This is a genomic window from Streptomyces pseudogriseolus, from assembly GCA_002154585.1.
GTDB classification, from domain to species: Bacteria; Actinomycetota; Actinomycetes; order Streptomycetales; family Streptomycetaceae; genus Streptomyces; species Streptomyces pseudogriseolus.
In genome coordinates this window covers 1-13,397 of record MUNG01000344.1, presented here as the reverse complement: position 1 = coordinate 13,397, position 13,397 = coordinate 1, and the positions used below count along the sequence as shown (strand labels likewise).

The 13,397-nt window shown below is 72.0% G+C and carries 10 protein-coding genes; 2 read left to right on the top strand and 8 right to left on the bottom strand.

Annotation, left to right across the window (positions count from 1 at the left end; all coding sequences use genetic code 11):
- Window positions 1–97: 97 nt before the first annotated feature.
- Complete coding sequence (locus CCN29_RS26755) at window positions 98–673, bottom strand: TetR/AcrR family transcriptional regulator (protein WP_006131059.1); 576 nt, start codon at window positions 671–673, stop codon at window positions 98–100.
- A gap of 205 nt (window positions 674–878) precedes the next feature.
- On the opposite strand from CCN29_RS26755, the gene CCN29_RS26750 reads away from it, so the two are divergent.
- A complete protein-coding gene (locus CCN29_RS26750) occupies window positions 879–1,325 on the top strand; it encodes a RidA family protein (RefSeq protein ID WP_006131060.1) in 447 nt (148 codons plus the stop codon).
- On the opposite strand, the gene CCN29_RS26745 is transcribed toward CCN29_RS26750, so the two are convergent.
- The 6 genes from CCN29_RS26745 to CCN29_RS26720 form a co-directional block, all read right to left on the bottom strand.
- On the bottom strand, window positions 1,306–2,097 hold the full coding sequence (locus tag CCN29_RS26745; RefSeq protein ID WP_006131061.1) for a VOC family protein: 792 nt from the start codon (window positions 2,095–2,097) through the stop codon (window positions 1,306–1,308). The two genes, CCN29_RS26750 and CCN29_RS26745, sit on opposite strands and share 20 nt — an antisense overlap.
- A 163-nt stretch (window positions 2,098–2,260) precedes the next feature.
- A complete protein-coding gene (locus CCN29_RS26740; RefSeq protein WP_086685093.1) occupies window positions 2,261–5,272 on the bottom strand; it encodes a 3-keto-alpha-glucoside-1,2-lyase-like domain-containing protein in 3,012 nt (1,003 codons plus the stop codon).
- Window positions 5,273–5,492: 220 nt separating this feature from the next.
- On the bottom strand, window positions 5,493–6,305 hold the full coding sequence (locus tag CCN29_RS26735; RefSeq protein WP_006131063.1) for an SAM-dependent methyltransferase: 813 nt from the start codon (window positions 6,303–6,305) through the stop codon (window positions 5,493–5,495).
- A 167-nt stretch (window positions 6,306–6,472) separates the two neighbouring features.
- Complete coding sequence (locus tag CCN29_RS26730; protein ID WP_031019157.1) at window positions 6,473–9,847, bottom strand: pyruvate carboxylase; 3,375 nt, start codon at window positions 9,845–9,847, stop codon at window positions 6,473–6,475.
- A 210-nt stretch (window positions 9,848–10,057) separates the two neighbouring features.
- Window positions 10,058–11,263 (bottom strand): S8 family peptidase, encoded by a 1,206-nt coding sequence (locus tag CCN29_RS26725; RefSeq protein ID WP_006131065.1) that lies wholly within the window; start codon window positions 11,261–11,263, stop codon window positions 10,058–10,060.
- A 329-nt stretch (window positions 11,264–11,592) separates the two neighbouring features.
- Window positions 11,593–12,462, bottom strand: coding sequence for an SDR family oxidoreductase (locus tag CCN29_RS26720; protein WP_203350681.1), 870 nt, complete (start codon window positions 12,460–12,462; stop codon window positions 11,593–11,595).
- Between the two features lie 94 nt (window positions 12,463–12,556).
- Between CCN29_RS26720 and CCN29_RS26715 the strand changes: the two genes are divergently transcribed.
- Complete coding sequence (locus tag CCN29_RS26715) at window positions 12,557–12,949, top strand: winged helix-turn-helix transcriptional regulator (RefSeq protein ID WP_006131067.1); 393 nt, start codon at window positions 12,557–12,559, stop codon at window positions 12,947–12,949.
- A gap of 46 nt (window positions 12,950–12,995) precedes the next feature.
- Here CCN29_RS26715 and CCN29_RS26710 read toward each other — a convergent pair whose 3' ends face one another.
- Window positions 12,996–13,322 (bottom strand): hypothetical protein, encoded by a 327-nt coding sequence (locus CCN29_RS26710; protein ID WP_086685087.1) that lies wholly within the window; start codon window positions 13,320–13,322, stop codon window positions 12,996–12,998.
- Window positions 13,323–13,397: the final 75 nt, after the last annotated feature.

Sequence of the window (13,397 nt, the reverse complement as noted above, 5' to 3'; positions counted from 1 at the left end):
GACGGGGGTGGTGTGGGCCAGGGGCGCGGAGGGCATGTCGGGGTGCGTCCTTTTCGGAGATGCGGGTGGACGTGAGGGGAGGGCGCTGCGGCCGGGCTCAGGGCGCGGACGGCCAGGTGCGCAGGAGGACGTCCAGGGCGTCGAGGACGCGGGACCAGGTCTCCTGGGTGTCGGGGGCGCTGTGGTCGAAGCCGCCGCCCATCTCGATGCTGACGTAGCCGTGGAAGACGCTGCCGAGCAGGCGGACGGCGTGCGTCTGGTCAGGTTCGTCCAGGTCGTAGCCGCGCAGCAGGGCCCGGGTCATCCGGGAGTGCCGCACGCCCGCGCCGGCCATGGCGGTCTCCGGGTCGAGCCGGTACTGCGCCGCCGCGTACCGGCCGGGGTGCTCTCGCGCGTAGTCGCGGTACACGTTCGCCAGGGCGACCAGGGCGTCCTTGCCGGCCCGTCCGGCCAGCGCGTCGGCGGCGCGGTCGGCGAGCTCCTCCAGGGCGAGGAGGGCGATGCGGGTCTTGAGGTCGTGCGAGTTCCTCACATGGGAGTAGAGGCTCGCCACCTTGACGTCGAAGCGCCGGGCGAGCTCGGAGACGGTCACCTGGTCGAAGCCCACCTCGTCGGCGAGCTCCGCGCCCACGGCGGTCAGGCGTTCGGCGGTGAGTCCTACGCGCGGAGCCATGATGTTGCCTTCCTTCAGCTACAGCAAGCATGCCTGTGCCTAATAGCTTTAGGCAAACTTCATAAGCATGAAGCTGCTCACACGGCGCCCGGTGCGAGGAACGGGTCCGCCGGCGCGCCGAGCGGCTGCGGGTCCGAAGGTCCTGCGGGGCAGGCGTGAGTCCCCGTCATGGCGCGGGGCCTCGGTGAGGATCTACGATGCCGGCATGATCCACCGATCGGATGATCCTCGGCGACGGGCGATTCTCAGCGGTTCCGCGTTCGAGGAGCGGATCGGCTACGCCCGGGCCGTGGTCGACGGCGACCGGGTGCACGTGTCCGGCACCACGGGCTTCGACTACGCCACCATGACGATCTCCGACGACGTCGTGGAGCAGGCCGAGCAGTGCCTGCGCAACATCGGCGCCGCGCTGGCGGAGGCCGGGTGCACGTTCGCCGACGTGGTGCGGGTGCGGTATCTGCTGCCGGACCGGGCGGACTTCGAGCCGTGCTGGCCGGTGCTGCGCCGGTGTTTCGGGGAGGTGCGGCCGGCCGCGACGATGATGGTCTGCGGACTCGCCGATCCCCGGATGAGGATCGAGATCGAGGTGGACGCCCGGCTGCCGGCCGCCTCCGACGGGCCGCCCCGGACCGTCAGCTCTGCGTCGGGGTGAGCAGCACGAAGTCCGCCTTGAACGGGTCGAGGCACAGCGCCATCCGGCCGACGCCCTCCGCGTCCACCGGGCCCATCTGCACGGTGCCGCCGTTCCCGCGGACCTGGGCGACGGCCGCGTCGCAGTCGGCGACCGCGAACACCGGGTGCCAGTAGGGCCGCCCGCCGGCCAGGGACAGGGCGTCCTCGCCGACTTCCAGCAGACCGCCGTGCATCCGCTCCTCGGGCAGGCCGGCCGGGGTGATCAGCGTGTATGTGCCCTCGCCGCCCGGCATCGGCATGTCGCTGAACCGCCAGCCGAACACGTCGCCGTAGAACCGCCGCGCCGCGGCCGCGTCGCTGGTGTAGAGCTCGGTCCAGCACAGGGAGCCGGGCGCGTCCACGAGGTCGACGCCCGTGCTCCCGCCGGGCTGCCACACGGCGAACTGGCCGCCCAGCGGGTCGCTGTACTGGGCCATCCTCCCCCACTGCTCGATGTCCATCGGCGCCACCCGCACGGTCCCGCCGCCCGCCTCGACGGCCCGGGTGGTGGCGTCCGCGTCGGCGACCGTGTAGTAGATCATCCACGCCGGCCGGGCGCCCTCCTCGGTGAGCTTGCCGAGGCCCGCGACCATCTTGCCGTCCATGCGGAACATGCCGCCCTCCACCTCCTCACCCATCGGCTCGAGGTCCCAGCCGAGGACCGCGCGATAGAAGGCGGCGGCGGCCGGGACGTCGGGGACGCCGAGGTCGAGCATGCAGGGCGAGCCGGGGGCGAAGTCAGTGGTGATCACCGTGGGTCCTTTCGGAGACTCCGTTCGGTCCCAGCGTGCCACCGGCCCGCCCTGCGCGCCCTCCGGCCTGGCCGTCCGGGCGTCCCTCCGCGGTCCCCGGCACGGGTGTGGCCGGGACCCCGCGGGGTCCCGGCCGCACCGTTCGTACCTGCGCCCTGTCGCCTCAGCTCAGCGGCTCGATGCGGATGTTGCGGTACCGCACCGCGTTGCCGTGGTCCTGGAGGCGGATCGCCGCGGCTGCCGGGCCCTCGGGGGCGCCGCCGCCCGTGGGGCTGTCGACGGCCACGTCGTCGTGGACCTTCTTGCCGTTCCACACCACCGTGATCCGCGCGTCGGACGTCTTGTTGCCCTCGGCGTCGTAGCGTGCGGCGCGGAAGACGATGTCGTACGTCTGCCAGGTCTCCGGCGGCCGGGCGGCGTTCACGTCGGGCGCCTTCTTCTGGTAGATGGCGCCCGCCTCGTCGTTGGCGAGGGTGGTGTCGCCGTAGGAGTCCAGGATCTGCACCTCGTAGCGGTCCTGGAGGTAGACGCCGCTGTTGGCGCGGTTCTGGCCGGTGACGTCCGGGGGCAGCTTCGGCAGCCGGTACTCGACGTGCAGCCGGAAGTCGTCGTAGCTGTCCTTGGTGCGGATGTCACCGCAGCAGACCTCGGCCGCCCCGCCGTCGACCGGCCACTCCACCGGGCGTCCGTCGGTGTGCTGCCAGCGGTCGAGGTTCCGGCCGTCGAACAGGGTGACCGGGGCGCCGTGCCGGTCGACGGTGACGAGGTCCAGGTTGACGTGCCCGGTGTCGCCCTCGTCGACCCGGTAGGCGACGGTGTTGTGCCCGGCGCGCAGCCGTACCGTCTCCCGCTGGGTGGACCAGGTGTCCCAGTCGCCGGTGCTGCGCAGCTGGGTCTGCTTCATCTTCTTGCCGTTGACGTACAGGGAGACGGACTTGGTGCCCCGGAAGGGGTCCGGGCCGTTGGAGTAGCGCAGGCCCACGTCGTAGGAGCCGGTGCGGTCCACCGACACGTCGAAGGTGGTGGTGGCGCCCTGGTTGCCGTACCGGTCGACGAAGCCGCTGCCGGAGTAGCCGCGGTGGTCGGTGTTGATGCCGGCGGCCCCGGTGAGGGCGGCCTCCTCCGCCTCGTACACCGGGCCGGGTGCGGGCTGGGCGCCCGGGAGCGCGTTGAGGGTGTACCAGGCCTCGGTGCTCCACAGGGTCTCGCCGGACGCGGAGCTGAACGGGCGCGGGGAGCGGACGTGCACCACGCGGCCGGGCTTGAGGCCGTCGATGGCCAGGGTGACCTTCTTACGGTCGGCGGACAGCTTCGCGGAGGTCACCTCGAGGGTCTCCTCGGCGATCTTGGGGCCGCCGTAGTCACGGGTCGGGGTGTAGCGCCACTGCTGGGCCTCGTAGTGGCTCACCAGGTCCTCGGCGGTCTCCTCCGACAGGGGCTGGGTGTACTCCAGCTCGAAGCCGCCCTTGCGCACCCGCATGGCCTGGATGTCGAAGGTGTTGCCGCCGTTGGGCGTCAGCTTCTGGAGGCCGAACTTGAGCTTGCCCTCCTGGCCCCAGTTGCCGTCGGCGCCCAGACCGCCCACGTAGATCGCGCCGTCGGGGCCCATGCTGATGCGGTTCACGCCCGCTTCGAGACCCTGGGTGAAGCGGAACACGGCGCCCTGGTACTGGCCCTTGACCTTCTCCAGGTAGGCGCGCTGGAGCCCGCCGTAGGTGACGTCGCCGAACAGCATCTGGCCCTTGAAGCGTCCCTTGGTCAGATACAGGGGCGTGCTGGGCGAGTTGGCGATCTCGTTCTGCGGCAGCCACAGCACCGGCTGGGTCACCGGCTCCTTGTCGAAGGGGCCGGCGGGGTTGGTGTAGTGGTTGAAGAAGCGGTCCTGCTTGATGTGGACCAGCTTGGACGCGGGCAGCCAGCCGCCCTGGTTGTCGGTGACGAACATGCCGCCGCCGGGTCCGAAGCCGATGCCGTTGGGCGTGCGCAGCCCGCCGGCCAGGTAACTGACCTTGCCCGTCTTCTTGTTCACCTTGATGGTGACGCCGCGGCCCGGTGCGGGCTGTGGGTCGGTGGTGGCGCCGCCGTAGTCGATGGCGACGGACAGGTTCAGGTAGAAGTAGCCCTTGTCGTAGAGGAGTCCGAAGGCGAACTCGTGGAAGTTGCCGCCGTACGGCCAGGTGGCGACGGTGCGGGAGCGGTCGAGGGAGCCGTCGCCGTCGCTGTCGCGCAGCTCGGTCAGCTCGTGCTTCTGCGAGACGTAGACAGCGTTGTCAACGACCTTCAGTCCCATGGGCTCCTTGAGGCCGCCCGCTATCTTCGTGGCCGTGACCTTGTCCGGGCCGGTGTTCCCGGTGGCGTGGTCGATGGCGTAGATCTCACCGGTGGTGTTGTCGGTGCCACCCCAGGTGCTCACGAGGAGCCGGCCGTCGGGGAGCCAGTCCATGCCGGTGACCTGCGGTTCGAAGCCCTCGGGGCGCAGGTCGGTGAGGGTGTGGTCGGGGCGTACGGCGTTCAGCGGCAGGCCGTCGCCGGGCGAGTCGGTGATGCCCTCGCACTCCTTGCGGCCCGGTGCGGTCACCCGCACCACACCGGCGTCGGTGCTCAGCGCCTCGTTCGGCACGGTCGTGAAGCCGTCGGCGCCGGGCGGCTGCCAGGCCAGGGTGAGCTGCTCGCCGCCGCCGCGCTCGAAGTGGTCGATGCGCAGGGCGTGCATGCCCTCGGTGAGCTCGACGGTGCCGTCCTTGGGTTCGGCGCCGTGCAGCCCGTCGTGGTCGATCACCACCTGGTCGTCGATCAGCAGCCGTGAGCCGTCGTCGCTGGTCAGCCGGAAGGTGTACGAACCGGGCGCCGGGACATGGATGTTGCCGGTGACCTGGCTGACGAAGTTGTCGGCGATCCCGCCGAAGTCGGCGGTCGAGGTGAAGTCGACGACCGGGGCCAGCCGGTCGACGTTCGGGGTCTGGCCGGGCTTGAGGGTGCAGATCTTCTCGAGCGGCACCTGTACGTCGAACACGCGGAGCGTGACGCCCGGTTCCTGGGGCGGCACGTCGGCCTGTGCGGCGGCGCCCGGGCGGGCCGAGGCCAGGGCCGACCCCCATACGCCGCCGGCCAGGAAGGCGCCGACGAGCAGGCCGGTGAGTGATCTTCGGACATGCCGGTACAGCCGTGCGTCCATGCTGCTGCCTCCTGCTGGGTCGACCGGAGGGCCGGACAACTCCGGTGCTGCGTACGCGTTTTCCCGAGTACGCCAACGGTTGCGCCGATACGCTAGGAGACTTCTGCTCAACTCGTCCATACTTTGTCATCGACGAGTTCAAAGTTTGTCGCGTGAGCAACGAAGAGGCGGGCCCCGGGAGTTACCGGGACCCGCCTCTTCCGACGACGCCGAACAGACCTCAGGGCTTGCGGGCCAGCCCGCCGTGCTCGGCGATGATCTCCGGCTCCGGCGCGTCGGCCTCGGGACGCCACTGCTGCACGGACACCACACCCGGCTCGACCAGTTCGAGCCCGTCGAAGAAGGAGGTGATCTGCTCCACCGTCCGCAGGTTGTACGGCACGGCGCCGCTGGAGTTGTAGGCGTCCTGCGCCTGCTCGAAGACCGGGTCGATGCCGCGCGATCCGTCGTTGACCGACAGGAAGCTCCCGGACGGCAGGGCGGCCGTCAGCCGCTCGACGACCGAGCGCGCCTCGTCGAAGTCGGCGATGTGGCCGAGGATGTTGCTGAGGATCAGCGCGGTGGGACGCGAGAAGTCCAGCGTGCCGCTCGCGGCCTCGAGGATGCGCTCGGGCTCCAGCACGTTCGCGTCGACGTACGCCGTCGCGCCCTCGGGTGTGGAGTAGAGCAGCGCGCGGGCGTGGGCCAGGACCATCGGGTCGTTGTCGACGTAGACGATCCGGGACTCGGGGGCGATCCGCTGGGCGACCTGGTGGGTGTTGTCGGCCGTCGGGAGGCCGGTCCCGATGTCCAGGAACTGGCGTATGCCCTGCTCACCGGCCAGATACGTGATGTTGCGGCGCAGGAAGGCGCGGCTGCTGCGGGCGATGGCGACGATGCCGGGGAAGACGGCGGTGTAGGCGTCGCCGGCCTCCTCGTCGACGGGGTAGTTGTCCTTCCCGCCCAGCCAGTAGTTCCAGATGCGCGCCGAGTGCGGCACCGAGGTGTCGATCTTCTGCCGCGCGGATCCGGGGGCCGTCGCAGGGTCGGTCATGAGTGCCGTCCGTGGTGTTCCGGGAGCTGTTGTCGCCGCTCAATCTACGGTCCCACAGCTCACCCGCGCAGGCTTGTTCGAAGGCCCGCCGGACGTTCGCACGGGGCCGCCGTCGGATGCGACGGCGGCCCCGTGATGGCATATGCCGTAGGCACGAGCCCTGGCGGTCAGGCGAGTTCGACCAGGAGGTCGCCGCCCTCCACCTGCTGGATGCGGTTGATCGCGAGCCGGGACACCGTGCCGGACGCCGGGGCCGTGATGGCCGCCTCCATCTTCATCGCCTCGATGGTGGCCACCGTGGCGCCCGCCTCCACCTGGTCCCCCTCGGCGACCGCGAGGGTCACCACACCGGCGAAGGGCGCCGCCACATGGCCCGGGTTCGCGCGGTCCGCCTTCTCGGTGACCGGCACGTCGGAGGCCGCGGCCCGGTCGCGGACCTGGATCGGCCGCAGCTGGCCGTTCAGCGTGGCCATCACCGTGCGCATGCCGCGCTCGTCCGCCTCACCGATGGCCTGGAGTTCGATCAGCAGCCGGACGCCCGGGTCGAGGTCGACGCCGTACTCCTTGCCGGGGCGCAGCCCGTAGAAGAAGTCCTTGCTGTCCAGGACGCCGGTGTCGCCGAACGTCTGGCGGTGCGTCTCGAACTCGCGGGCCGGGCCGGGGAACAGCAGCCGGTTGAGCGTCGGGCGCCGGTCCTTGGCCAGGCCCTCCCGGTCCTCGGCGGACAGCTCCGGGACCGGCCTGGGCTCCGCGCGCCCGCGCAGGGCCCTGCTGCGAAAGGGCTCCGGCCAGCCGCCGGGCGGGGTGCCCAGCTCGCCGCGCAGGAAGCCGACGACCGAGTCGGGGATGTCGAAGCGGTCCGGCTGCTCCTCGAACTCGCGCGGGTCCACGCCCGCGCCGACCAGGTGCAGAGCGAGGTCGCCGACCACCTTGGACGACGGGGTGACCTTCACCAGCCGGCCCAGCATCCGGTCGGCGGCCGCGTACATCGCCTCGATGTCCTCGAAGCGGTCGCCGAGGCCCAGCGCAATCGCCTGGGTGCGCAGGTTGGAGAGCTGACCGCCGGGGATCTCGTGGTGGTAGACCCGCCCGGTCGGGGAGGCAAGGCCCGCCTCGAACGGCGCGTAGACCTTGCGGACGCTCTCCCAGTACGGCTCCAGGTCGCCGACCGCCTGGAGGTTCAGGCCGGTGGGCCGCTCGGAGTGGTCGGTGGCGGCGACCAGCGCCGACAGCGAGGGCTGCGAGGTGGTGCCGGCCATGGAGGCCACCGCGCCGTCCACCGCGTCCGCGCCGGCCTGGATCGCGGCGAGGTAGGTGGCGAGCTGACCGCCCGCGGTGTCGTGGGTGTGCAGGTGGACGGGCAGGTCGAACGCGCGGCGCAGCGCCGACACCAGCGTCGCCGCCGCGGGCGCCCGCAGCAGGCCCGCCATGTCCTTCACCGCCAGGACGTGGGCGCCGGCCTCGACGATCTGCTCGGCGAGGCGCAGGTAGTAGTCCAGCGTGTAGAGCCGCTCCGAGGGGTCGGACAGGTCGCCGGTGTAGCACAGGGCCACCTCCGCCACGGACGTGCCGGTCGCGCGGACGGCGTCGATGGCCGGCCGCATCTGGGAGACGTCGTTGAGCGCGTCGAAGATGCGGAAGATGTCGACGCCGGTGGCCGCGGCCTCCTGCACGAAGGCGTCGGTCACCTCCGTCGGGTACGGCGTGTAGCCGACGGTGTTGCGGCCGCGCAGCAGCATCTGGAGGCAGATGTTGGGCACGGCCTCGCGCAGGGCGGCGAGCCGCTCCCACGGGTCCTCGGCGAGGAAGCGCAGCGCGACGTCGTACGTGGCGCCGCCCCAGCACTCCAGGGAGAGCAGCTCGGGAAGGGTGCGCGCGACCACCGGCGCGACGGCGAGCAGGTCCTTGGTGCGGACCCGGGTGGCGAGCAGCGACTGGTGGGCGTCGCGGAAGGTGGTGTCGGTGACGCCGACGGCCGGCGACTCGCGCAGCCAGTGTGCGAAGCCCTCGGGGCCCAGTTCGGCGAGGCGCTGCCGGGAGCCGGCGGGCGGCTCCCCGGCGGGTGTCGCGGGCAGCTTGGTCAGCGGGTCGATCAGCTCCGGCCGCTCGCCGTGCGGCTTGTTCACGGTGACGTCGGCGAGGTAGGTGAGCAGCTTGGTGCCGCGGTCGGCGGAGTGGCGGGCGGTGAGCAGCTGCGGGCGCTGCTCGATGAAGGAGGTGGTGACCCGTCCGGCCTGGAAGTCGGGGTCGTCCAGCACGGCCTGCAGGAAGGGGATGTTGGTGGCCACGCCGCGGATGCGGAACTCGGCCACCGCGCGCCGGGCGCGGCTCACCGCGGCGGCGAAGTCCCGGCCCCGGCACGTCAGTTTGACCAGCATGGAGTCGAAGTGGGCGCTGATCTCCGTGCCGGCGTGGGTGGTTCCGCCGTCGAGGCGGATGCCGGAACCGCCGGGCGAGCGGTAGGCGCTGATCCGGCCGGTGTCCGGACGGAAGCCGTTGGCCGGATCCTCGGTGGTGATGCGGCACTGGAGGGCCGCGCCGCGCAGGGTGACCGACTCCTGGGACAGTCCGAGGCTCGCGAGCGACTCGCCGGCGGCGATGCGCAGCTGCGCCTGCACCAGGTCGACGTCGGTGACCTCCTCGGTGACCGTGTGCTCGACCTGGATGCGCGGGTTCATCTCGATGAAGACGTGGCGGCCGTCGCGGTCGAGGAGGAACTCCACGGTGCCGGCGTTGCGGTAGCCGATGTGCCGGGCGAACTTCACGGCGTCGGCGCAGATCCGGTCGCGCAGCTCCGGGTCGAGGTTCGGCGCGGGGGCGAGCTCGATGACCTTCTGGTGGCGGCGCTGCACGGAGCAGTCCCGCTCGAAGAGGTGGATGACCTCGCCCTGCCCGTCGGCGAGGATCTGCACCTCGATGTGGCGGGGCTCGACGACGGCCTTCTCCAGGAACACCGTGGAGTCGCCGAACGCGGAGGCGGCCTCGCGGGACGCGGCCTCGACGGCCTCCCGCAGCTGGGCGGGGTCCTCCACGCGGCGCATGCCCCGGCCGCCGCCGCCCGCGACCGCCTTCACGAACACGGGGAAGCCGATCTCGTCGGCCGCACGCACCAGTCCGTCCACGTCGGTGGAGGGCGCGGAGGAGCCGAGGACGGGCACGCCCGCCTCGCGGGCGGCGGCCACCGCGCGGGCCTTGTTGCCGGTCAGCTCCAGGATCCGGGCGTCGGGTCCGACGAAGGTGATGCCCGCGTCCGCACAGGCCTTGGCCAGCTCGGGGTTCTCCGACAGGAACCCGTAGCCCGGGTAGACGGCGTCGGCGCCCGCCCGGCGCGCGGCGCGGACGATCTCCTCGACGGACAGATAAGCCCGGACCGGGTGCCCCGGTTCGCCGATCTCGTAGGCCTCGTCGGCCTTCATACGGTGCAGCGAGTTGCGGTCCTCGTACGGGAAGACGGCGACGGTGCGCGCACCGAGTTCGTAGCCCGCGCGGAACGCCCGGATCGCGATCTCGCCGCGGTTGGCGACGAGCACCTTGCGGAACATGGTCGATCCCTTCAGCCTGCCGGTGACGATCACCATCGTGTCCGCGGCAGGGGCGGTACGCCATGTGAGCCGGGCCACTCGCCCCGGGCGCGCCGGGGACACGCGCCGTCATACCGGGACGTACGGGAGGGGGCCGCAGGGGAACGTTTCCCCTGCGGCCCCCGGCGCCCGGCGCCCGGCGCCCGGTGGCGCGAGCGTGCGTGCCGCGTGCTACTCGGTGACCTTCAGCAGCTTGTTGGGCGTGCCCGCGCTGGGGTTGCTGATCGCGTCGGCGGTGGCGCCGTCGGTCAGCGCCTTGGCGACGGCGGCCGGGTCGGCGTCGGGGTGGCCGGCCAGGTAGACGGCGGCCGCGCCGGCGACGTGCGGGGAGGCCATCGAGGTGCCGGAGATGGTCTTGGTGCCGGTGTCGCTGTCGTTCCAGGCCGAGGTGATGTCGGAGCCGGGCGCGTACAGGTCGACGGACTCGCCGAAGTTGGAGAAGTCCGACTGGGCGTCGTCCTCGGTGCTGGAGGCCACGGTGAGCGCCTCCGGCACACGGGCGGGCGAGCCCTGGCCGGCGTCGGCGGACTCGTTGCCGGCGGCGACCGCGAAGGTGACGCCGGAGGCTATGGCCTTCTGCACGGCCGCGTCGAGGGCCGGGTCGGCGGCGCCGCCCAGGCTCATGTTGGCGACGGACGGGCCCTGGTGGTTCTCGGTGACCCAGTCGATGCCGGCGACGACCTGCTCGGTGGTGCCCGAGCCGTTGTCGTCGAGGACTCTCACGGCGACCACCTTGGCCTTCTTGGCGACGCCGTGGTCGGCGCCCGCGATGGTGGCGGCGACGTGCGTGCCGTGCCCGTTGCCGTCGTCGGCGCTGTCGTCGTTGTCGACGGCGTCGAAGCCGTGGCTGGCGCGGCCCTCGAAGTCCTCGTGGGTGATCCGCACGCCGGTGTCGATGACGTACGCGGTGACGCCCTCGCCCGCCTGGTCGGGGTAGGTGTACTTGCTGTCGCCCGCCGTGTCCTGCTGGTCGATGCGGTCCAGGCCCCAGGAGGGCGGGTTGTCCTGGGTCGCGGTGGTGCGGTAGGTGCGGTTGGCGACGACGGCGCCGACGGCCGGGTCGGCCGCGAGGCGCTTCGCCTCGGTCGCGCTGAGTCCGTCGGCGGAGAAGCCCTCCAGGGCCGCGCCGTAGGACCGGCTGAGCTCGCCGCCGTACTCCTCGGCCAGTTCCTTCTTGTCGGCGGACGTCGTCTTCTCGTCGAGGACGACGATGTAGCTGCCCTTGACGGCTCCAGCGGCGCCGAGGCCGTGGACGGTGCCCTCGGCGGGCTGGGCCTGGGCGGACGAAGCCCCGAGCAGTGCTGCCGTGCTCGCGGCGGTCACCGCGCAGGCGGCTGCGGTGACCTTCAGTGCGACGGTGCGCATCCTGTGCGTCATGAAGAGGGGTCTCCTCGTCAGGGTGGTGTGGGGGGTTGACCTCCCGCGTGACGAGACGCGGAGGCTGACGAGAAGACTGACTACTTGTCGCGGTCGGATCAATGGTGGTCCGGAGGCGGCGGACGCCGTGGTACGGCCGATCTCCACAACGTCCGCCCAAGTCCGAGCCAACCGATCCGCAAAACCCGAGCTGAGCGGGGTGCTTGAACGCGCCGACCAGCGCGTGGGCGAGATTCGTGACCATCCCGTCACCCAATCCTCACGGAACGGGCGTTTCGCGGCTGTCGGCCGGGGCTCCCGGCGCTCGGGAGCCCCGTAAGCCTCTGGCCTCAGGCCCCGGCCCCGGCCCCGGTCCCGCGGAAGAGGTCCGCGTGACGGCGGCCCCAGTCGGCGAAGGAGCGCGGCGGCCGGCCGAGGACGTCCTGGACTCCGAGGCCGGCCCGCAGTTCGGCCTCGACGGGCTCGCCCAGGATGCCGAGCGTGGTCTCGACGACCTCCTCGGGCATGAACCGCAGCATCTGCTCCCGCGCCTCGGCGCGGGGCAGGTCCACGAACCGCACCGGCTCGCCGAGCGCCGCCCCGATCGCCGCGGCCTGCTCGCGCGGGGTGACGAGGGCCGGGCCGGTCAGCTCGATCACCCGGCCGCCCGGTCCGCCGTCGCGCAGGACCACGGCGGCGACCTCGGCGATGTCCGCCGGGTCGATCAGCGGCAGCCCCACGTCGCCGAACGGCGCGGCGACCGTCCGCGCGGAACGCACCGCGCCCGCCCACGCCAGGGAGTTGGAGTGGAAGCCTCCCGGCCGCAGGATCGTCCAGTGCGCGTCGGACTCCCGTACGGCGTCCTCGACGGCCCGCGCCACCACGCCGTGCGACGCCGAATCCGGGCGGGTGGCGACGCCCTGCGAGGACAGCAGCACGATGCGCGTGACGCCGGCGGCCTTGGCCGTCGCCACGATCTCCTGCGGGTCGATCAGATGCGCGGACGGGCCCCCGCTCTGGAGGAACAGCGCGTCGGCGCCCTCGAACGCCTCGCGCAGACTGCCGGCGTCGGTCAGGTCCGCCCGCACCGGGCGTACGCCGTCCGGCACCTGGTCCGCCGTGATCCCCCTCGACGTCGCCGTCACCCGCGCGCCGTCCGCCGCGAGGGAACGGACCAGTTCCCGGCCGACGTTCCCCGTTGCCCCGGTCACCACAAACATGAACAACTCCCCTGTTGTCTCGGTGTGGTGGGGACGCTAACAGCCTGCGTATAGTAGGTACCTAGAAGATAGTGACTACCCCTGAGGGGTGCGCGTGGCCGGAACGAAGCAGGCGGTGTCCACCGGGAGCGAGCCCCAACTCGCCTGTCCCGTCAGCCCGGTCGTCGACATCGTCTTCAGCCGCTGGACCACCCCCGTGCTGTGGACGCTGCACACGTACGGGCGGCAGCGGTTCGTGGAACTGGAGCGGCGCATCGGCGCCATCACCCCGAAGGTGCTGACGCAGCGTCTGCGGCAGCTGGAGCGGGACGGGCTGGTGGTGCGCACCTACCACCCCGAGGTGCCGCCCCGCGTGGAGTACGAGATCAGCGAACTGGGCCTCAGCCTCGCGCCGCTCTTCGCGCATCTCACCGAGTGGGGCATGGCCAACTTGGGCCGGGTCGAGGAGGCACGGCGGGCGTACGACGCGGATCCGGCCCGCCCGTGAGGCGCGCCGGATCCCGTCCGCCCGTCAGGCGCGCTCCGGCGGGCCGTCAGGCCTGACCGGTCTCGAAGCGGGAGATACGGCCGTCGTCGTCGACGGTGAACGACCAGGTGGTGCGCATCTCGCCGTAGGTGTCGTTGCTGTAGCGGGCGACCAGGCGGCGACCGCCGTCGGACTCGTTCTCGACCTCCATGTGGCCGTGCGAGGAGAAGATCTCCCGGTCGGTCCAGTCGGCGAGGTCCCGTTCGCTGCCGTCGTCCGCCATCGTGGCGCCCGGCGCCAGCAGGGCCATGAAGCCCTCCCGGTCGTGGTTGTTCACCGCCGTGACGAAGGCGCGTTCGGCGGGGTCGCTGAGGCGGGTGATCTGAATGGTCATGCCTGCCAGGTTCGTACCGGCGCCCGGCCCCCGCCACCCGCGTCACCCGTTCGGCGCGGGTGGCGGGGGCCGGGC

Coding starts and splice junctions, on each gene's coding strand:
- CCN29_RS26725 (WP_006131065.1), bottom strand. CDS start 11,263: ATGACGCACAGGATGCGCACCGTCGCACTGAAGGTCACCGCAGCCGCC.
- CCN29_RS26710 (WP_086685087.1), bottom strand. CDS start 13,322: ATGACCATTCAGATCACCCGCCTCAGCGACCCCGCCGAACGCGCCTTC.
- CCN29_RS26735 (WP_006131063.1), bottom strand. CDS start 6,305: ATGACCGACCCTGCGACGGCCCCCGGATCCGCGCGGCAGAAGATCGAC.
- CCN29_RS26730 (WP_031019157.1), bottom strand. CDS start 9,847: ATGTTCCGCAAGGTGCTCGTCGCCAACCGCGGCGAGATCGCGATCCGG.
- CCN29_RS26755 (WP_006131059.1), bottom strand. CDS start 673: ATGGCTCCGCGCGTAGGACTCACCGCCGAACGCCTGACCGCCGTGGGC.
- CCN29_RS26750 (WP_006131060.1), top strand. CDS start 879: ATGATCCACCGATCGGATGATCCTCGGCGACGGGCGATTCTCAGCGGT.
- CCN29_RS26720 (WP_203350681.1), bottom strand. CDS start 12,462: ATGTTTGTGGTGACCGGGGCAACGGGGAACGTCGGCCGGGAACTGGTC.
- CCN29_RS26740 (WP_086685093.1), bottom strand. CDS start 5,272: ATGGACGCACGGCTGTACCGGCATGTCCGAAGATCACTCACCGGCCTG.